Source organism: Burkholderia sp. MS455 (assembly GCF_016899445.1).
GTDB lineage: Bacteria > Pseudomonadota > Gammaproteobacteria > Burkholderiales > Burkholderiaceae > Burkholderia > Burkholderia pyrrocinia_C.
Map to the genome: position 1 here is coordinate 2,257,644 of NZ_CP041778.1, position 22,841 is coordinate 2,280,484.

Genomic DNA, 22,841 nt, shown 5'->3' on the forward strand with positions numbered 1-22,841 from the left:
AATCTCGAGCCGGTCACGTCAATTGGTTCTACCAGGGCATTTTTTCATATGCCTTTTCAATACGTGGTTATATTTAAACGCCTTGCTGCAAATTGAACACGCAAAAGGTCTTGCGTCTGCATGCATCCGATTGTGCCTTGTGAGGTCGCCGCGATTTGCAAATCCTTTATTACAAATTCCGCATATATGAGGTCTGTCCCCAGTATGAATTTTCATGTGCACGCTCAGATTGCCGGATTGCGAAAATCTCTTATTGCAAATATTGCACACGAAAGGCCTTTCTCCAGTATGCGTCCGCTTATGTATATTGAGTTTTGATTTTTCTGCAAACGGTCTCTCGCAGATATCGCAAACAAAAAATTTTTTATTGGCGCTCTTTGGCTGATTTTCTTTCGGGGCACCTGGATTTAAAAGCCTTGCAACGTATTCTTGGAGTCGATGGTATTGCTGTTCGTCATGTGTGTGGCGAGGCGCCGCTAGGACACTTACCTGTGCACGCTCTTTTACGCAAACATGTTTTTTTAAGGTACTGTTGGACGCAAACCCTCTTCCGCAGACTGTGCACTTGAAACGCTTTTTGCCATCATGCGTCCGCTTGTGTCTTACGAGGTCGCTGCGACTTTTATATCGCTTATTGCACATTTCACATGCATAAGGTCTTTCTCCTGTATGAATTACCATGTGCGTCTTTAGATGACTTGTGCTCAAAAACCCCTTCTTACAAATATCACACACATAAGGCCTTTCTCCGGTATGAGACCGCTTGTGCACATTAAGGTTTGACTTGTTCTGAAACGGTTTATTACAGACGTCGCAAACCAGGTCAGTTCGATCAGGCTCCGGTTTCTTCTTATGTGCATCAAACATGTGGTTCATCCACCCATGCGGGGTCTTGAGCTGCCGACCGCAGAGATCGCACGGAGCCGGTCTATCCGCGTGAGCGCCGGCCTGCTCTTTCTTTTGTTTCCGGGGCCGGCCCGGCCTCTTTTCGCTGACCGGGAGCGCTGCGTGAGCCGCCTCGCGCGGTAAAATCACCGCGTAATGATGGTCCGTCTGCATGACTCGAATGAGCCGCGTCGGGTCCGACGGACTCTCATTCACGACACCATGCTGGTCCATATAGGACGGCACGAATGCCCCATTCGCATCGTCCATCGAAATCGCCGTGATCGGGCGATACATCGCCACCACGAACCCCTCGTCGCCTCCTGCTATCCCATAGGCCTGATTCAGGTTCCTGATCAAGCTCCGACCATGGCCGCCTTGATCCGCATCCAGCGCGAGCATCGCCGTCGACATACCGCCATGCCCCGGTTCATCAACGAAAGTTTGACGCTGCTTTTGCACCGCCCCTTCCAGGGTGGTCTCCTCAATCGGGCGCCGCTGCGTCGCTCGAGCCCCCATGTTCAACGCATACAGCGAGCAATTATTTCCTCGACCACTCGTCTCCTGGATCTCCAGTTCCTGCGTGGCAAGCCACTCGACAAATCGCGCCAGATACCGATCTTCCAGTTCACGCTGCACCGCGAGTGCGGCCTCGTACGACGCGTCATCCACGACGTCTTCGGCCGCGCCATCTTCGTTCAACACCGCCATCGCCTGTGCCAGGACATCCTCGACCTGTCCTGGCTCATCGGTCTGTGGCTCGGGGTCATTCAACACCTGCATGGCCGTTTCCAGGATGTCCGCGGACTGTCCCGGCTCATCGGCCTGTGTCCCCGTGTCGGCCAGCGCAACCGACGGGTATGCGGAATCCGGCGACGGCATCATCTGCGCCTGATCATCAGCACCGGTGTCGACCATGTCGACTGCCATGGGCTGAGTGTCTGGCATCATCGGACTTGTCGTGGGCGACTCCGACATCGGCGCGATGGACGACGGCGCGCGCGCTACGCTCTGCTCCTCCTGCCTGATCTTTCCGATGTAATCCGCCACCGTATTCACCCGCCGGAGCAAGGCTTCCTCGGGCCGACGCTCGCCCGACGGTCCCGTCACAAACGCAGACCAGTCGCTGCGATGATGCGCCTGCCGGCTACCACTCGAATTCATCAAGGCCGTGAGCGCCCTGACGGCCTCACCCCGCTTCCAGAAATATTGCGCATACGCGCTAACCTCATGCGGCGACAACCCCTGCCCCTCGGGTACAGCGTGGACGATCGGTTCAAGACTCGACCACGGCGAACGTTCTGCCTGATCCCCTCGACCAGGTGCAGGCGCGGGAATACTGATCGCCTTGCCCCAACCCCTTGACTGACCTGGCAAACCGGGGAACGCTCGAATGGCTCCGCTGGCATCCTGAAGGTGAATCGGACGGTTGATCCTCCAGGCGAGATAGCCGACCGCCGTATCAAAGTCGCCCCGGTCGGCATTCTCCGGCCTGCGCAACCATTCGCTGAGCTGCTTCTTGACCTTTTCGCCGCCTGAGACACGAGGACCTGTTTCGGCGCTGTCGGCCTGTTCATGCTCATTGCGCCGGCGACTTGTTCGGCCTGAACTGCCTGCGCGCCCCCCCTGGTTCTTGTACATATGCCTGATTTCCTTGACATCCAATACCCACTCACCCCACAGCTTGAGTGAGCAAAGGTGATTTAATTGGATAAATCAAATATTTTTCAAATTTATGCGAAAATTAATCTCTAAATAATGATGTGATCTCAATATTATGTTGCGCCTGAAAAGAATCCGAACACCCAATGCCTCCTAGACTGCGATCCGCCTATATGTGATTGCAGCATCCTGAATAGACGCCATTCAGGCTCGAATCAGTCGACACGATCACAACATGCCCACGCTTCAAACAGGTTTACGATGCCATCCATGCTTCATGTGCATTGTAAGATTAATTTTCTGCGCAAACCCTTTATTGCAAACATTACAAACAAAGGGTTTTTCTCCAGTATGCGTTCGCTCATGGTTATCAAGGTCGCGCGTTCTCTTAAACCGCTGACTACAAAATTTGCATACAAAAGACTTCTTCTCGACATTCGGTCTCCCATGCATTTTGCGATGCCTCGAGAAAGTAGCGTAATGCTTAATCGCTTTCCCACATACTTCACATACGTAAGGCCTCTCTCCGGTATGACGCCTCTGATGCTCCTTAAGGTTGGTTGAAGTTGCGAACGATGCGTCACATGTTTCGCACCGGTGAGGTTTTTCTCCAGTGTGAGTTAGTCTATGCCGATAAAGCCCCGCCGGAGCCGCGAACCCTTTCCCGCAAGTACTGCAAACATAAGGCTTCTCACCCGTATGCGATCTTTCATGAATTTTAAGCTGGGTCGAATCCTTGAACCACTTTTCGCAAATATCGCAAACAAAGGACTTTTTCGTGGCATGCGATTTTGCATGCTTCCTGAGGGATCTCGAGCTGGAAAATTCTTCACCACAAACTGTGCATGGAAAATTCTTCGCTTTACCAGAATTTTTCCGAGGCATGCCGAGGGTGCGTTGACGTGAATACCCTTCAACGGCGCTGGAGTCAGAAATCTCGGTTTCGCGTACCACGCGCTGACCAGAATTTTCACCGGCGTGACTACGCCGCTGATGTATTCTGAGTGTGTCTGACTTTGCATACCCTTTCCCGCAAAACTCACAAATATTGGCGGGTTTCGATTTCCCATGTATCTCCTGCATGTGGGTATGCCACGTATCCCAGTTATCGAACAGTTCTTCGCATGCTTCACAGGGAAGTGGTCCAGCCGCGTTAACGCCGGCCTGCCCCATTTGTTTCCGCGGGCGGCCCCGCCTCCTTTTGCTGACCGGGAGCGCTGCGTGAGCCGCCTCGCGCGGTAAAATCACCGCGTAGTGATGATCCGTCTGCATGACTCGAATGAGCCGCGTCGGGTCCGCCGGACTCTCATTCACGACACCATGCTCGTCCATATAGGACGGCACGAATGCCCCATTCGCATCGTCCATCGAAATCGCCGTGATCGGGCGATACATCGCCACCACGAACCCCTCGTCGCCTCCTGCTATCCCATAGGCCTGATTCAGGTTCCTGATCAAGCTCCGACCATGGCCGCCTCGGTCCGCATCCAGCGCGAGCATCGCCGTCGACATACCGCGATGTCCCGCTTCAGCAACGAAAGTTTGACGCTGCTCTTGCACGGCCTCATCCAGGGTTTTCTCCTCAATCGGGCGCCGCTGCGTCGCTCGAGCCCCCATGTTCAACGCATACAGCGAGCAATTATTTCCTCGACCACTCGTCTCCTGGATCTCCAGTTGTTGCGTGGCAAGCCACTCGACAAATCGCGCCAGATACCGATCTTCCAGTTCACGCTGCGCGGCGAGTGCGGCCTCGTACGACGCGTCATCCATGACGTCTTCGGCCGCGGCATCTTCGTTTAACACCGCCAACGCCTGTGTCAGGATAGGCCCGAACTGCTCTGGCTCATCGGTCTGTGGCTCGGGGTCATTCAACACCGCCATCGCCTGTGTCAGGATAGGCCCGAACTGCTCTGACTCATCGGCCCGTGGCTCGGGGTCATTCAACTCCACCATGACCGTTTTCTCGGTATGCGATTTCGCATGCTTCCCGAGGGATGCCGAGCTGGAAAATTCTTCACCACAAACTGTGCATGGAAAATTCTTCGCGTTATCAGGATTTTTCCAAGGCATGTCGAGGGTGCCTTGACTTGAATGATCATCAACGGCGCTGGAGTCAGAAATCTCGTTTTCGCGTGTATGCCACGTATCCCGGTTCTCGAACAGTTCTTCGCATGCTCCACCGGGAGGCACTCCAACCGCATTAGCGCTGGCCTGCCCTTTCTTTTGTTTGCGGGGGCGGCCCGGCCTCCTTTTGCTGACCGGGGGCGCTGCGTGAGCCGCCTCGCGCGGTAAAATCACCGCGTAGTGACGATCTTCCAGTTCAGGCTGCACGGCGGGTGCGACCAATTCCTCGGGCCACATCTCATCCATGACGTCATCGGTCGCGGCATCTTCGTTCAACTCCGCCATTTCCTGTGCCAGAACATCCCCGACCTGTCCTGGCTCATCGGACTGTGGCTCGGGGTCATTCAACACCGCCATGGCCGTTTCCAGGATGGCCGCGGACTGTCCCGGCTCATCGGCCTGTACCCCCGTGGCGGGCAATACAAAACATGTCCTCATATGTTTTCTCAAGGCATAACCATAAAAAAACGCCTCACCGCAAGTTGAACACTTGTAAGGCCTGTCGCCTGTATGCTTTCTGGAATGCTTTGATAGGCTGCTTCGAAATGGATAATCCTTTCCACAAACGTCACAAACATAAGGGCGCACCCTGGTATGAACGACCTTATGCTCAATAAGATTAACTTCCTGCGCAAACCCTTTATTGCAAATATCACAAACAAAGGGTTTTTCGCCAGTGTGCGTTCGTTCGTGGCGCTCAAGGTCGCGCGTACCCCTATATTTGCTACCGCAAAATTTGCATACAAAAGACTTTTTCTCGTTCTTCTCGGTATGCGATTTCGCATGCTTCCTGAGGGATGTCGAGCTTGAAAATCCTTCACCACAAACTGTGCATGGAAAATTCTTCGCTTTGTCACGGTTTTTCCGAGGCATGTCGAGGGTGTGTTGGCTTGAATGCCCTTCAACGGCGCTGGAGTCAGAAATCTCGTTTTCGCGTACCACGCGCTGATCAGAATTTTCACCGGCGTGGCTCTGCAGCTGATGTCTTTTGAGCGCGCTTGACGCTTTATACCCTTTCCCGCAAACCTCACAAATCTTGGCGGACTTCGGCTTGACGGACTTCGGCTTGGCGAGCTCCGGTTTCTTCTTATGCCCATCAAACATGTGGTTCTTCCACCCATCCGGGGTCTTGAGCTGCAGACCGCAGAGCACGCACGGAGGCGGCCAATCCGCGTGAGCGCTGGCCTGCTCTTTCTTTTGTTTCCGGGGGCGGCCCCGCCCCCTTTTGCTGACCGGGGGCGCTGCGTAAGCCGCCTCGCGCGGTAAAATCACGGCGTAATGATGATCCGTCTGCATGACTCGAATGAGCCGCGTCAGGTCCGACGGACACTCATTCACGACACCATGCTCGTCCATATAGGACGGCACGAATGCCCCATTCGCATCGTCCATCGATATCGCCGTGATCGGGCGATACATCGCCACCACGAACCCCTCGTCGCCTCCTGCGATCCCATAGGCCTGATTCAGGTTCCTGATCAAGCTCCGACCATGGCCGCCTTGATCCGCATCCAGCGCGAGCATCGCCGTCGACATACCGCCATGCCCCGGTTCATCAACGAAAGTTTGACGCTGCTCTTGCACGGCCTCATCCAGGGTTTTCTCCTCAATCGGGCGCCGCTGCGTCGCTCGAGCCCCCATGTTCAACGCATACAGCGAGCAATTGTTCCCTCGACCACTCGTCTCCTGGATCTCCAGTTCCTGCGTGGCAAGCCACTCGACAAATCGCGCCAGATACCGATCTTCCAGTTCACGCTGCACCGCAAGTGCGGCCGATTCATCGTACGGCGCTTCATCCACGACGTCTTCGGTCGCGACATCCTGGTTCAACGCCACCATGGCTGTTTCCAGGATGTCCGCGGACTGTCCCGACTCAGTCGCCCGTGTCTGCGTGTCGGCCAGCGCAACCGCCGGATATGCGGGAGCCGGTGTCGTCGGTGCCTGCTCATCGGTGCCAGCATCGACCGTGTCGACTGCCATGGGCTCAGTGTCCGGCATCATCAGACTTGTCGTGGGCGACTCCGACACCGGCGCGATAGGCGACGGCGCGTGCGCTGCGCGCTGCTCCTCCTGCCTGATCTTTCCGATGTAATCCGCCACCGTATTCACCCGTTTGATCAGGGCTTTGTCAGGCCGACGCTCGCCCCCCGAGCCCGTCACAAACGCAGACCACCCGCCCTCTCGGCTCGGCACGTCACGATTCGCGTTCATCAAGGCCGTGAGCGCATGAACGCTCTCACTTCGGAACCAAAGAAGCGGCGCCTCCAGGCGCAAGCCCTCCGGCAACCGTACGTTCGCCGCTCTTACCCCTTCGACAACAGGTTCAAGACTCGACCAGGGCGAACGTCCTGCCTGATCCACCCGACCAGGCGCGGGCACGGGAATACTGATCGCATCGCGCCAACCCCTTGACTGATCTGGCAAAACAGGGAACGCTCGAATCGCTCCCCTGGCATCCTGAAGGTGAATCGGATGTTCGATCCTCCAGGCGAGATAACTGACCGCCGTGTCAAAGTCGCCCCGATCGGCATTCTCCGGCCTGCGCAACCATTCGCTGAGCTGCTTCTCGACCTTTTCGCTGCCAGAAACACGAGGACCTGTGTCGGCGCCGTCGGCCTGTTCATGCTCATCGCGCTGGCGACTTGTTTGGCCTGCATTGTCCGCGCGCACTTCCTGGCTCTTGTACATATGCCTGATTTCCTTGACATCCAATACCCATTCACCCCACAGTTTGAATGAGCAAAGGCGATTTAATTGGATAAATCAGATTTTTCAAATTTATGCGAAAATTAACCTCAGAATAATAATGTGACCGCACTATTGCGTGGCGCCTGAGCAAAATCCTAACACTCAATGCCTCCTCGGCTGCGATCCGCCTATATGTGATTGCAGCGTCCTGAATGGACGTCATTCGGGCACGAATCAGTCGACACGGTCACAACAGGCTCACGCTTCAACCAGGTTTACGATGCCATCCATGGCGATCGAAGCAATCGCCAATGAATTTGATCGCGTCATTAACGCGTTCGCGGACGGTGACGCTCACGTTGTTGGGCCAATTTTCGGATTCGCATCAATCACGATACCTACCCCATTTGAATCCACCTGAATGACGTCGGCGATGCCTTCCATCGCCGGCGCCCGACCTCAAGCCCTTCGTGTCAATTGACGCTAACCAGAACATGTCTTCATGTGCCTTCTCATGGCATAACCATACATAAACGCCTTACCGCAAGTTGAACACTTGAAAGGCCTGTCGCCCGTATGTGTTCGATAATGCCTTGACAGGTTGCTTCGAGATCGATAATTCATTCCGCAAACGTCACAAACATAAGGACGCGCCCCGGTATGAATTAAATTATGATCAACGAGATTAATTTTCTGCGCAAACCCTTTATTGCAAACTTCACAAACAAAGGGTTTTTCGCCAGTATGCGTTCGTTCATGGTTCTCAAGGTCGCGCGTTCTCTTAAACCCGCAACTGCAAAATTTGCATACAAAAGGCTTTTTCTTGACCGGCACCCGTGCGCTTCCTGCAAGCGGTCCTTCGCTGGCGTGGCTCTGCAGCTGATGTCTTTTGAGCCCGCTTGACGTTTTACACCCTTTCCCGCAAACCTCACAAATCTTGACGGGCTTCGGGTCCCCATGCACATGAAACATGTGGTGATTCCAACCGTCCTGGGTCTTGAGCTGCCGACCGCAGAGCACGCACGGAGGCGGCCAATCCGCGTGAGCGCTGGCCTGCTCCTTCTTTTGTTTCCGGGCCCGGCCCGGCCTCTTTTCGCTGACCGGGAGCGCTGCGTGAGCCGCCTCGCGCGGTAAAATCACCGCGTAATGATGATCCGTCTGCATGACTCGAATGAGCCGCGTCGGGTCCGCCGGACTCTCATTCACGACACCATGCTCGTCCATATAGGACGGCACGAATGCCCCATTCGCATCGTCCATCGAAATCGCCGTGATCGGGCGATACATCGCCACCACGAACCCCTCGTCGCCTCCTGCTATCCCATAGGCCTCATTCAGGTTCCTGATCAAGCTCCGACCATGGCCGCCTCGGTCCGCATCCAGTGCGAGCATCGCCGTCGACATACCGCCATGCCCCGGTTCATCAACGAAAGTTTGACGCTGCTTTTGCACCGCCCCTTCCAGGGTGGTCTCCTCAATCGGGCGCCGCTGCGTCGCTCGAGCCCCCATGTTCAACGCATACAGCGAGCAATTATTTCCTCGACCACTCGTCTCCTGGATCTCCAGTTCCTGCGTGGCAAGCCACTCGACAAATCGCGCCAGATACCGATCTTCCAGTTCACGCTGCGCGGCGAGTGCGGCCTCGTACGACGCGTCATCCATGACGTCTTCGGCCGCGGCATCTTCGTTCAACACCGCCATGGCCAGTGCCAGGACATCCTCGACCTGTCCTGGCTCATCGGTCTGTGGCTCGGGGTCATTCAACACCGCCATGGCCGTTTCCAGGATGTCCGCGGACTGTCCCGGCTCATCGGCCCGTGTCCCCGTGTCGGCCAGCGCAACCGACGGGTATGCGGAATCCGGCGACGGCATCATCTGCGCCTGATCATCGGCACCGGTGTCGACCGTGTCGACTGCCATGGGCTCAGTGTCCGGCATCATCGGACTTGTCTGGGGCGACTCCGACATCGGCGCGATGGGCGACGGCGCGCGCGCTACGGCCTGCTCCTCCTGCCTGACCTGATTGATGTATTTCGCCACCGTATTCACCCGCCGGAGCAAGGTTTCCTCAGGCCGACGCTCGCCCGACGGTCCCGTCACAAACGCACACCAGTCGCTGCGATGATGCGTCTGCCGGCTACCACTCGAATTCATCAAGGCCGTGAGCGCCCTGACGGCCTCACCCCTCTTCCAGAAATATTGCGCAAACGCGCTAACCTCATGCGGCGACAACCCCTGCCCCTGGGGTACAGCGTGGACGATCGGTTCAAGACTCGACCACGGCGAACGTCCTGCCTGATCCACCCGACCAGGCGCGGGCACGGGAATACTGATCGCAGCGCGCCAACCCCTTGACTGACCTGGCAAAACAGGGAACGCCCGAATCGCTCCCCTGGCATCCTGAAGGTGAATCGGATGTTCGATCCTCCAGGCGAGATAACTGACCGCCGTGTCAAAGTCGCCCCGATCGGCATTCTCCGGCCTGCGCAACCATTCGCTGAGCTGCTTCTCGACCTTTTCGCTGCCAGAAACACGAGGACCTGTGTCGGCGCCGTCGGCCTGTTCATGCTCATAGCGCTGGCGACTTGTTCGGCCTGCACTGTCCGCGCGCACTTCCTCTCTGTTGTACATGATTGATATCCTTTGCACTCAAAATGCAAACACACCGCACGGTACAAATTAAATCAAGCCCCTCGCCGGCCTCGTTTGAACATTCTATTTTATAATTTTTGCAAATGAATTGGTTTTTCCCTATTTATCCATGCCTGACAATAACTTAATTCTTGATAAAAAATATTATCTCACCTCTTCGCTCGCCCATTCGATGAGCCTCGGCGTAAGAAAAATCGCTTTCCCGATGCCCATCCTGCTTGCCTCTGGATATTTGACGAAAATCATGCGATAAAACGCCCCCACCACACACTGGCGCGCGGGTACATATCGATTTGCGTTCAATCTCGCCATCGCCAATTGATACGCCGCTTTTCATATGTATCATGCATCCTCCGGCGCATCTGTTGGCGACTCATTTGATTCTTCCCAGAACCAGGCCGCGACCGTCATTTTTCGACCAGACTTGAGCACCCCCTTTTCGTACGTGGCAATCAATGCATCCAGAGCGAGATAATGGACCTCTTTGGCCTGCGAAGGTGAACGACGACGACGCGTTTTGGGTTCGGCATACGTAGGGATCTGCTTTTTCGCATGAAAAACGTTGTTAACCTGCTCAAGGGTGAGCCCGTTTAATGAATTGGAGCGGCAGGTGAACAATAGAAATTCGTCATATTGTAGTCCTGCTCGCTCGACATCATTCAGGATATCCGAGGTGCGGGGTTTTCCCCGATATATCAGCTCGTCATGACGCCGATAGGTGGCCTCCATGTCGGCAGGCGGCAGAAATTGCAGCGGCTGAAAATCCGGACCTAATACGTCAAACTTGGGCACGATAAAGTCCATCTGCCGCAAACCAGCCGTGATCGGCACCGCATAGCGATTCGCTGCGATAGCGTTTGAAATATCGTCCTCCGTATCTTTCTCGAACCAGAGATGTCGATAGTCGCCAACCTGATTCCTGAACTGCGCTCCAGTGTATCTCTGCGGATCCGGTGAATTCCAATAGCGGTTATACGCTATTTGCTGCAGAAAAGTCGATCGGTTGGTCACGTAGGTTTGTTGCGGCGCGGTCATTAGGTAAAATTGAGCCCTTAACTGGGCATCCGGAACCGCAACGGGGTCAGGAAATACCTCGCGCAAGGCAGCATCCCACTGAAGAGGGTAATTCGGTGGATCATTTACTACCGCCCGATGCAAAGACAATTCCACCAAAGGTGTAAAGGCATGCTCGGTCAATTGTCGAGTAGTTGCTTCAAGCACATCATTATGTGGTTGAAGATAAACATAAGTCAGCCCCGGCCGCATATTCATCGTTTCCGGCACCGAGTACGAACCGTGTGCAGACAAGGCTAACGAGCGGGACGGTTGCCCACTTTGCGTGGTATACAGCCATGAGTGACCGAGGTCGACCCTGATGACATCGTGAGCAAGCGGTACATATTGGCGAAGCGGTACGCCTCGCGCAGAGACAGAAACGGGTGATTGATTACCGACGGCTGGAAATACGAAAGGGGCACGCTTGAGTGCAGGCAGCGGTGCTTCGCCTGCCATTGGTTGACTGCGATCGCGGAACGTGCCAAATATCGGCGAGAGCTCCGTGTCGGCCAGTCGTTCAACATCAATCTGTTTGACTTCAAACATCAGATTGGCCAACGTCGCGGGCTGATGCGTCGACTGCCTCACCGGCTGGACGATCTTCTCCAACGCGACCTGGAAGGCATCGGCCGACGCAAACACGGCCAATCCTGCTGACGGATCGTACAAATAGTATGTCCGCGGTTCAAGCACGAGACTGTTCGCGGCTCCCGGACGCATGCCAACGAGGAGGTCTGCGCCGCCCGTCGTCACCCAGAGGAAGACCGGACTCATCCATTTCCCCAAAACCGCCGTCACCGTCTGCGCATCCAGGTAGCCCCACTTGATGAGATGGCGTTGAACGTCGTGATGCGTGATCATCGGCACGAATGCGTCTAATGCGTTGATCAGATCGTTCGACCGACCGGGGTAGGCGTACGCTTGCTGCCGACTGATCAACGTGGGTGCATGCTCGTCGTGCAATGCGACCGCCATGGCGAACAGCGCCGGGCGAACGAACCTGGGGCGGGCGCCCTCGGCTGGCAGGGCCACGTTGTGTACCTCGATGCTGCCCTCGGTGAGGATCGCCCGTGCCGACATGAGCTGAGCGTCACGGAGTTTGACGAGCTGCGCGTAGAGTGCCCCCAACACCCATTGATTGGGCACTGGCTTTTCCCCTTCGGCCCGATAGATCCGCATGACGTCCGTCTCGGACATGCCTGCGCGCCATCCCGCCGACGTGGCTTCGTCAGGATGATCCAGTCCCGCTTGATAGTTGCTCGAGGTAGCATGCCGCTGGTGGACACGATAGACCGTCTCGACAAGCAGTTGCCGCCGCAGATCGGCCGCTCGCCCGGCCGCCGCAACCGGGACATCCCATTGCGCGGCGGGATTGGTACGATGACTACTGAAACCCGGCGCGCTCGCGTGATCGGATTCATGCTGGACAGTGTTCGTCACCGCAGGGGCATCGCCCATGCGTTGTCCATCGGAGGGACCGCCCGGCTTGCCGTTTTGCGGGGCGGTTCCAGGCTGTTGCGCGTACTGTGTATAGGCCTTGAGCGTCGAATAGTCTCCGACAACTTCTTCGGTGGCCGTCGACATGTCCGCGGACAGCTTGCGTCGAACAAGCACGGGCGTGACGTCGCTCTCAACTGTGACGGCAACGCCCGGGCGTCGGACCAGTTCGGTCAGAATGTCGCGCTGCGTCATCCCATACTTGACGCGACAGCCCGCAAAGATCACATCGCGATAAGCCAGTTTCCTCTCCCTGACATCGGTCAGGATCTGACTCAAACGCACCCCGTCACTCCCCGGGTTCACGGTCAGCACATCGATACGGTCGAGCGCCCCTTGACTGGCCAGAATGCGGTTGGTGTCGAGCTTGTTGGACAACGCACCGATACGCTCCCCGCTGAGACTATCTGTGATGCCGCTGCCCACATGGCTGACCACCCGGTCCTTCAGGCTTTGCGTGTCGCGACTGCCGGTCACGAACACACGTCGCAACGTCTCGTCCGACACATCATGGTAGGCCTGCTGATGGGAGAGCGACTTGCGCGCGACATGACCACTGAGCCGCGCCTTCGTGGTAGACCAATCGATATCGAGACTGTCCACGGGGACCTCGATGCGGGTCGCGCGTGCCCCGCCGGCCGTCCCACCCAGCCAATTGGACAGCCGCGTGCGCGTGTCTTCGGAAATATCGCGTGACTGCAGGGTCTGGTGATCCGGCAACGTGATGGTCAGCGTGTCATCGGCCGCCCTGGACACTTGCGCAAAGTAGTGAGGCCGTTGGGTCAGCACGCGCTCACTCGCGGGCATCTTGAGGGATTCACCATGTGCATTGAGCAGTTTCAAGCTCACCCCTGCCGGCAGTGACATGTCGCTGTCGACATAACCCGAGTGACCGAGTATCAACAAGCTGCTTGCACCCTCACGCCCATCCGACGTGTAAAGCCGCATATCACGCCCGATAGGGATATAGCCAATGGCCTCGTTGGACTGCGTATCCCGGGCGCGCCGCACCGTCACGAACTTGTCGGCCTGCACTCGGGACAGGGAGACCTGCACATTGCTACGCACCGGATCGGGACGCGCGTTCGCCCGCAATGCGGCCAGATTGCGCCCGAACTGTTGCGGGGTGTATTCGTGCACCTGGAAGGTCCACGACGACGGGGTCGCCGCGCTGACATCCGTGTGCAGGGCCTGCATGTCAGACATGGAGATCGAGCTGGCGTCAGCATCGGCAACAAACAGCCTGGCGAGCAGGCTGCGCTGGGTGGACACATCGAGTGCCGGGAATGCCGACGAATACAGCTGCTTCAAGGCGGGGACATCCGCGCTGACTTCGCCCTTTTTCTCCAGCCATGTCGCCAGCGTCACGGCCGGCAACAACCCTGTTTCGCTGGTGGACTGCAGCACGTAGCAAGGACGCGCCAATGTCGCCGTGGCGGTCTCGCCAGCGGCGGGGAAATCGAGCAGATAGCGATGCGAAAGCCGCTCATCGTCAACCAGCACGACATAGCTCTTCGTCGGTACCAACGAGGCCACCAAGTCATCGTAGCTTTGCGTGCGATGAGCCCCGCCATTGGGCGCGGTGGGGTCAAGCAGCGTCTCACGCTCGGCCATCAGCTTGAACAGATTCAGTGCCACGTCGCGATCGTCGGGGTCCCGAATCGTGGCGGGCCCCTGGCCGGCCAGGAGCCGTTGCCGTTGAACCTCGACCGGCTGGCGATAGAAGTCCGAGACAGCGCGGGTGTAAGCGCGATCGGGGCGACGTGCGACCATCCGGGTTGCCCAGTCCGGCTCCCACAAAGCACGCTCGAACGCCGCGCCCTCTTCGGTCAGTGCGCGACGCAAGTCGCGCAGCACCTGGGTGCGGCCGGCGCTGCCGGCGGGGACGTGAATTTCGTCCGGCTTGAGCTGCCCCTCCAGGATCTCCAGCTTGGTGCGCAACTCGAGGCCCCAGAGAACCAGACATTCCGTGGAGCGGTCCGCGGCGAGCAGATACCGAAACCGCCCCGGCACCATCAACGCCTGATTGATGCGATGGGTCATCTCCGACAGGAACCTGATCTGTTCGACGATGGGCCCCTTGGCCACGGCGGCGACTGCGCTGTCATCCCATTGGCCCAGCAGCGCACGAAAGTTCCAGGCGCCGACGCGACCGAGTTCCGCTTCGATCTCCTCGCGCTTGCGCATTTTGAGCGCGTTCAACTTGCCGGGCTGGTCATAGGTTTCCAGAAACAAGGACCTGTAGCGACTCAGGCCATGCAGCGGCGTACGACTGACATTGGCAAGCGCTCGCTTCAGAGGCGGGCTCAGCCGATCGCTCATCAGCTTGCGATCCAGGATCGTCTGGGCGACCTCCACCGGATGCCATCGATTCTCGTACCAGGTCGGCGCGTTCACGAGCCCACCCGTCGCGACCGTCACATCAACGGGCGCCACCGCGTGATCAAAGATGTCATTCCTGCGGATGACCGAGTTCGCATGCATCTTGATCATCAACTGTTCCCAGCTGTGCTCCGTGCCCACATAGACCGCGTGCGCATAATCAATCGCCGCCTGACTGAACTGACTGATGGTCGGATCGATAATGAGGCTCTCTTCGTTTAACCTGACGCGCACTGCCACATGGTCGATTTGCGTACCGCGCAAATTGTTCCAAAAATAGAGTTGAACAATCTCCGGTGCATAATGGTTCCGCCTCAAGATGGTCGATACGATGCTGGCCGCCTCGTGACATCTCGCCTTGGGCGCCTCGATGGCTCGGCGCAGATCGCCATGACTGGATTCCGTCATGCAGTCGAGCAAAGCCGTGAGTTGTTTTTTCCATTCAAGATTGTCTGCATCGACCTTGAACTCAATGAAGTGGAAACGGCGATTGGTCTGTGGATCCGCGACGCGCAGGGCCCCCTTGTCGTTGTAGAGAAGCACCGGGCGATCAAGATAATCGCGCGTGATCGAGATCGATCCGAGTTCCTGCTCGAGGCGATCGGCATCCCACCCCTTCTGGGTCGCCACACGGCGCCACTCATCCGTGCTCAGCGGATGAGGCGTACAACTCGAGCCGGCCGCAGCAATCGTGCGCTTCACACGGCATCGGAACGCCAACCGATCCAGCAGCGTCTGCGTGTCGGATGCCGCAACATCGTCGGTACGCGGTCCATGCGGGGCGGGCTCGGTCTGCACCAGGGCTTGCTTTATTTCGCTATCGGACAACTTTCGTGCGGCCCGGAAGGCTTCTTTTGCCTTGCGGGTCAGCCGCGTGAGCGCGGCTGCATTGTTCAAGTGACTACCCAGGCCGATCGAGAACGCATAGCCATAGCAGTATTCGACAAACGGGAACGCAGACTCCTCCGACTGCTCCTGGGTCAGCGCTTGCGCGCCCGCGACGGTGCCCTGCAGGATATCGACCAGATAGCCGAGCGTTTTGGCCATTCTGAAGCTGCCCGACGACAGCGTGGTCCCCAAGACATCCAATCCTTCCATCCATCGGTCAAGGGATCGTTCGCGCCCGGAATAGACGAGCGTATCCAGATCCGAACACACGGCCTCCTCCATCACCGTCAGCAAGTGACCGGCCCACTCGGTCGATGGTGAAAACTCGAAGTCCCGATCGCCGAAGAATACCTCCATGTATTGCCCCGATCCGCCCGGCTGCAATCCGGCACGCATGTATTCGGCAAAATTTTCGTTATATTTGATTCTGGCGCCAATGCCCTGGTTATTCGTTCTGAAACCCGGCGACATATTCAAGCCGCTAAAGGCCTTCTCGCGATCAGCCATCGACAACCCGGACGACACCATGTCCGCAAGTCGCCTGATATCGCTCACCCCCTCTTTTTGGCCACGCCAGTCCGCCGGCACCGAGACCATTCCGGACTGCGACTCAGACGTCGACACCAGCCATCGCTTGCCGCCACTTTGCACGGACACGAGATTGGACAGTGTCGACTGGCGGAATTTGACATTGGAGATTTCGAGCGAGCTGAAGTCAACCCCGTCTTGCCCCGCCAACTGAGCAATCAAACTTCCCATGCTCATATGGGCGACAGCGGTTTTCAGTGTGCTTCGATTCGCCGCAAAATAGGATTTGACGGCGCGGCCCAAATCATCGTAAATCTCGCCGGAACAGAGTGATTCGATCAGGGAAGCATCGAAGGGCTGAGGCCAATCATAGGACGACGAGATGGTTGCCAGGGCACCGATATCGCGCTTGACATCCCGGGCATGCGCCCCCAGTGCGATCTCCTTGATGGTATAAGCGGGTTTTTCCCACATCAGTCCAGGCGCGACGGTCCCTACCTTGTGATAGAGCCAGCCCTTGAAGCTGGTCATCGAGGTAAAAAAGCGCGTCCACGTCTGTGAAACCTTGATCGGCGTATTCTTGTAGTGCTCGTAGTTGAGCTTGGCCAGGTTAAACGCGCTGGCGAGCCAATGGTCCACCCAATCGTCGCCCGTCCACGACAGTCGAAACGACCGCTTGAGGCCATCCGTGAGTGCCTCGCGATGCGGCGATGCGCTTGCTGTATCGCCCCGCTTTTTGAACATCGCCAAATCCAGTCGACCTTCCGACGGAATGGCCAACGTGTTCATGAGCCGATCGATCCAGGCATCGCGCGATTCCGGTTCGCCCGCAACCGTCTGTCGTCGTGCGTCGCTCCACGACTGAGCAAAATCGAGGTACGCGTGGGCCGCCGTCAGGTTCCACATCACCGACCGATTAAAGCGGGCCGCGGCCGAACCATTGCGCGAATCGGTCAGTTCGTCGATTTGCGCGTCAGTCAACCACTGCGTCGACAGCCCCATCCATTCGAGCATCTGCCGCGCTGCACGCCGACGCCGGCCGTCGGGCGTGCGAATCGGCGCCGAGCGTCCATCCAGATAGTCCGACGCGCTCTGCAATGCGCGTCGTTGCGCGCGATAATCGTCCCATCGTTGCAGCAGGACAGCCAGCTTCATCAGCGCCGGGTTGGGCTCAAACGCCTGCGCCCCTTGCTCCTCGCCTGCACGGGTCGGATGCCCATCCGGCAATTGTGCGGCGCTCAGCGCGGTTTCGCACCACTGCTGGTACTGCGCCTCAATGAGATGATGGGCGCGTTTTCCTTCCGTCAAGGCCGTACGTTCGTCCGTCCTGACAGTGTTCATCACGCTCAGCCAGTCGGAATGTCCGGCGGTTGCCGCTCGCGCAGGGTCGTGCGACGCCGACGCGTGCCGCGCAGATGTCAGAAAACTGTGCGCATAAGCGGCCTCAAACGCTGTCAGCCTCTGACAAGCCAGAACGCGACTTAACCATGACGGCGCCAAACCCAATGTGGTTGCGGCAGTCTCCACTGCCGGCAGCGGTGCCGCCTGCTCGGTCCATGCCTGTCGCGCGGTTTCGGCTTGCCAGGCGCGTCGCGTCGACTCGGGCAGCAACGCGTTCACCAGCATGCTTCGCGCACAGAGCTGAAGCTTGTCCATGTCCGCGGCTTCGCTCGATGACACTTGCGCGAGCTGCGGCGTCACAACGACCCCCGTGCGCGCCAGAGTGGAGGGCACCCGGTAATCCGTCTGGCGGCTCAGCTTGATCTCATAGAATTGCGCCCCCGCCGTTTCGATCAGTACTTGATCCGGTACCCACGTCGCCTCGACCTTGATCAAGCGCGGCGCACCATAACCACTCAAAATGAGACCGATGGTGTCACGCAGGTCGTTGAGCGAGGTCTGCTTGGTCTGATCCTGTTCATTGGCCGCCGCACTGGCCACCTGCTGGCGGATCCCGGCCAACTCGCGATAAAGCACCGTCGCGAGCATGGCCGTCACACGATCTGCCTCGGAATACGGGATAAGCGGGCGATTGCGTAATTCGGCCACGAACTCGTTGAACAGTGCACGCGCAGGTAGCGGGGCATCATGAGACGTGTCATCGATTCGAATGTCCTGATAACCCATCCGGGCCAGCGCGACCTCGTGTACCCCCAGCGCAATCTCTTCCCGCGCAAAGGCATGGGTTTCCTCAACGGCCGGCGTCCCCCCCAATATTGCCAATACGTTGACAGGCGCTGTGTCCGCGTCGATTCCGATGTCGGCGTCGAGCAGCGATCGAATCAATTGCTGAGCGCGCGCCTCGTCACTTTCCAGCAGATTCGTGATGAGTTGGGTGGCTGCACGATAAAGTGGCGTTTTATCTAAAGCCGTCTCGCTCGTCCGATCATACTCGGCCTGCTCGCGCCATGACGGGCGAAGGTTCATGACGGGCGCCCGGAGGCTGGACGTCAGATCGATAAAGAATACAGTCGGACTGAACGCTTTAAGACAGAGATAGCGCGCGCTTGGCTCGTCGCCGACGACTACCGTCGCCACCGGGCAGTGACCCGCCAGGGCATTGGTGATCGCCTTAAGATAAAAATCTCTCGCATGCGATGTAATGGACGTGTCGTGGGGGAGTTTCTCCTGCAGCAGCGTGAGATGCGCGACCAGGATTCGATACATCCGCTCGTTCAATGCGTCACGTTCAATGGCCTGTTTGCCGGGCTTCCCGGCCTGGTCACGCAGCCAGTGATATTGCTGCTCGACCGGCATGTCCAATTTTTCGCGTAATGCGTCGGGTAGCCCCTCGACCTGAATATCCCGATAGTCTTTGCCGAAGCGACCGACACGATCGATCAGGTCCGCCAGCCCGTATTGGCCAAGTGCCTGTCGTGCATTCGATGAATCATCGCGCCGAATACCCGTCACCTTGAACAGGTGTGCTTCGGTGAGAGCCGTCACTTCGTCGGCAGGGCGCGAGGCGATGTAGGCCTCGAGTGCGGTCCTGGCCCGAGCCTGCTTCTCTTTCTCCCAGGCAGATGGAGCAGGCGCGTCGCGCTTGCTTCGAATGGCCATCCCATAGGCACCGGAAACCAGGCTGCCCGATGCAATCAGGGCAGCCAGGCCTGCAATCAGGTGATTGCCGCGTCGCCACGCGTGATACCCCATATACCCTGCGCCGAGCGCGCTTGCCAGCGGCCCCATCCACTCGCCGGCATGCGATAACGATGACCAGTCGGCCAAGGGATCCGCAGACTCGACCCAGTTGGCGATCGACGGACTGACTCGCTCAAACAGTTCCGCCACGGCCTCACCGATGCGCTGCTCACTCCAGTGCGCCACCTGGACACGCAGATGCTTCAAGGCAGGCGCCTCGCTCGCGCGCACAATCTCGACCACCCTCGCGAGCCATGCCGTCCAGCTCAATTGCGCCGCATCCGGTGGCAACGCACGGTACAGCGCAATCCCCGCCGGAGCGAGCGTCACCAGCGCTTCAGCAAGGCCCGTGCCGTGCGCCCCGACGACCCGCTTGCTCAGCTCACGCAGTTTCTGCGCCACACGCTCGGGATCGTCGGTGCCCAGCCCATGAACCACCTGGACCACCATCCACAGTTTGACGATCGTGCCGGCGAGCCCGCCCTCCTCATGGGCCGTCTGTGTCAGGGTATCGAGCCATCCGGTGCGGGCGGGCGCCGAGAGCGTCACGCGCGTCCAGGTGGCCAGAAACCGCAGCGGCTGCGCCACGTAGCCTGGAATCTGCTCGGGCAGACTGGGCATGATCAGCGACGCGTATGCCGCGCTTTTTTGCGCCAGGCTCGCGTTCTCGGGCAATAATGCCTGGGCCTGCCGATAGACATCGCGTGACACGTTGAGCGCGGAGAGCGTGGCCGCCGCATACGGCGCGCCCCAATATCCGGCCACCCAGGGCGCGGACTTCAGTGCACTGTCCCACGTCAGATAGCGTCCCAGCACATCCCGTGACACGGACAGGCTCGCCATCCCCCCCTGTCCGAATTCGCTTGCGGCCATGAGCAAGCGCAGACCATGCTGAAGCTGCTCGCGGTACGCTTTGAGCGGGCCGAACCACGCGTGCCCTTGCTCGCCAAGCGGCATCTGATCGACGATCCGGATTGCCACATCCAGCTGACGATGGATCGGCGCGTCCAACGGAAAGGCCCAGAGCTGCACACTCCATTCAAGCCAGCGTTGCGCCCATTGCACCGTTTGGCCGTGCCCTGCCCAGTCCGACACGTAACGGGCGGCAGGATCGCGCAGCAAGTCGGTCGCCAGGCGCTTGGCGTGGACGAGTCGAACCGACCAATCCGAGGCGCGCCGCATCTCGTCGACCCGACTCAGGTAGGCGCCTGCCCGCGTGACACCACCCAGCAGCGTCTGCAGATCCGTCAAACGCTCGGCAAGCGACTCCCACTGCTGCCCCTGCGCCAGCTGTTGACCGTGCTGGACGGTGCGCGATAGCCACTCGAGTACCGCGTGCGCCCTCGTCAGCGCCCCCTGCACGCCCTCGGATTCCGCCGATTCCGCCGATTCGCGCCATATCTGGGGCAGCTCGGTGGCACGCATCAGGGTATCCAGCGTGGCAAACGTTTGTGGCAGATGCGCTCGCAGCCACGCGTTCTTGTGCATCACGCCCAGCATCGCCAAAGCCGCCCCGCCACGGCCGCCGCCATCGTCTGCCTGGGTCGTCAGCACGCGCGTCATTTCGCCGAGCATCGACGCGAGCTCGGGTACCAGGGTGCCGCTGTCGTCGGCAGGCACTACACGGGTTAGCGCCTCGCCCCATGCGCGCGCATCCGTGCCGGATTCGATCAGGCCAAGCGCGCGACGCAAGGTCGCCAACACCCGCCATTCCGCGTCGCCTCCCGGCACCGCCGTGGTGAGCGACGCGGCGAGCTCCGACACCACGAGCAACATCTTCACGATCCCCGTCATCAACGAACGGGGATTCGAGCGGTCCTGCCATTCGGCGGCGGCTTGCTCGAACTCAGCCCGACGCACACTCAGTGCTGCCATACCCGGCAATTGCTGCTGCACCCATGTGTCGCGGGCAAGCTCGAACAGCATGTCCATCCATGTTCCGTCCGGATCACGCGAGTGCTGCACCAGCCGCTGGGCCAGGCGCAAGATCGCCGGCACATCCGCCAGTCCACGTACGCCCAGGGACGCCAGCCCCCCGCCTGATACACCCATGGCCTGCCAGTGCTCGATCACGCGCGCGGCAATCTCAAACGCATCATCTTGCGCTTGCAGCAGCTCCAGCGTCCCCGGCAGCGCGGCCAGCAGCTCGCGTGCCGTGGCGAGCGCCTCGTGATCGGCACCGCTCACGTGTGCCAGATAATCGACGATGGCCTGGGCGCCGACCAGGCCGGCTTGAGTACGCGCCATCGCATCCGATGACGCCCCATCCGAGGCGCCCGTCAGCGCAGGAAACACCTCCATCAGACGCGCCACGAGTTCGGCCGTCGCGCGCATCGGCTCTGGCACATCGTCCCACTGCGCCACGTCCCGCAATCGCGCTTCCCATGACTGGTCCCAAAGGTGATGCATGCGCTGCACCGTCAAGGCGAGCGGATTCAATCCCTGCTCAAGACGCTGGTACTGATCGGCTGGCAACGCATCGCGAACCGCCTCATGGCTCAACAGGGTTTGCGTGGTGTGTATCACCGCGAGCACCTGATCGAGTGTGTCACTGGCCTCGGACACGCGCCCCAGTCCGTCAACGGCGTCTGCCATCACGCGAAGCCAGTTCGCGACGGGGCCGACCACCGTCATGACCGTCGAGCGCGTCCCGGCGCTCGTCTCGTCGAGCGCCTGGCCAACCGTGCGCAATCGCGCGGCCAGCGCGACATCGCGATCCTGATAGACCTGCATGATGGCCGGCGTGAGCGGAAGCGTCTTGGTGATCGCCGACACCAGTTGTTCCGCCACGCCTCGGATCAGCCCTTCCAGACACTGTCGCAAGACTTGCTGCAAGGACAGCGGTGTCGCCTCGACAGCCTCCGACGATCCCGTTGATTGGGGCGCGGCATCCGGCCGTGCGGTCGCATGACCGGAAGACCAGTCGGTCATCGCCCCCACTCGGGCATGAAGGGTGTCCAGCCAGTCAATGAACCGATCGCGCGGGGTGGGCGCACGTTGCGTGACCGTAATGCCCTCGAACGGCGCATCGACTGCGGCGGCTATTGCGTGCATGGCCTCGCGGGGGACGCGACGCGTTGCGTCCCCGCCAGGCCGCGAACGATTTTTCGACCGCCTTTTTCGTTGCCGCCGGCGCTCGTGGCTTTCATCACTCGCACGCTCGGTCGATGGATCCAGTTCGTAGTCACTCATGGTCGCTCCCGTCCCCACATGCTTGAATATTCATTGGTCAACTGGTTGACAACGACGTGTTGCCTCGGCCCGTGGCCTCATTCGCGCGGCTGCGTCAGCATGCCTTCGCCCCGTCTAGCCTCCACAAACCATTCGCGGGAATGGTG

4 protein-coding genes are annotated in these 22,841 nt (G+C 58.9%); all 4 read right to left on the reverse strand.

Annotated features, from left to right (window positions below; all coding sequences use genetic code 11):
- Positions 1–18: 18 nt before the first annotated feature.
- Positions 19–2,526, reverse strand: coding sequence for a C2H2-type zinc finger protein (locus FPJ27_RS14870; protein ID WP_204421619.1), 2,508 nt, complete (start codon positions 2,524–2,526; stop codon positions 19–21).
- 267 nt (positions 2,527–2,793) lie between these two features.
- Positions 2,794–7,359: a C2H2-type zinc finger protein gene (locus FPJ27_RS14875; protein WP_204421620.1), complete on the reverse strand. Its 4,566-nt coding sequence runs from the start codon at positions 7,357–7,359 to the stop codon at positions 2,794–2,796.
- A gap of 483 nt (positions 7,360–7,842) precedes the next feature.
- Positions 7,843–9,990 (reverse strand): C2H2-type zinc finger protein, encoded by a 2,148-nt coding sequence (locus tag FPJ27_RS14880; protein WP_204421621.1) that lies wholly within the window; start codon positions 9,988–9,990, stop codon positions 7,843–7,845.
- 363 nt (positions 9,991–10,353) lie between these two features.
- The gene (locus FPJ27_RS14885) at positions 10,354–22,557 is read right to left on the reverse strand and encodes a cycle-inhibiting factor (RefSeq protein WP_204421622.1); all 12,204 of its coding nucleotides are present in this window, start codon (positions 22,555–22,557) and stop codon (positions 10,354–10,356) included.
- Positions 22,558–22,841: the final 284 nt, after the last annotated feature.

Excerpts from the sequence above, each read along its gene's own strand:
- FPJ27_RS14870 (WP_204421619.1), bottom strand. The coding sequence starts at position 2,526 with ATGTACAAGAACCAGGGGGGGCGCGCAGGCAGTTCAGGCCGAACAAGT.
- FPJ27_RS14875 (WP_204421620.1), bottom strand. The coding sequence starts at position 7,359 with ATGTACAAGAGCCAGGAAGTGCGCGCGGACAATGCAGGCCAAACAAGT.
- FPJ27_RS14880 (WP_204421621.1), bottom strand. The coding sequence starts at position 9,990 with ATGTACAACAGAGAGGAAGTGCGCGCGGACAGTGCAGGCCGAACAAGT.
- FPJ27_RS14885 (WP_204421622.1), bottom strand. The coding sequence starts at position 22,557 with ATGCACGCAATAGCCGCCGCAGTCGATGCGCCGTTCGAGGGCATTACG.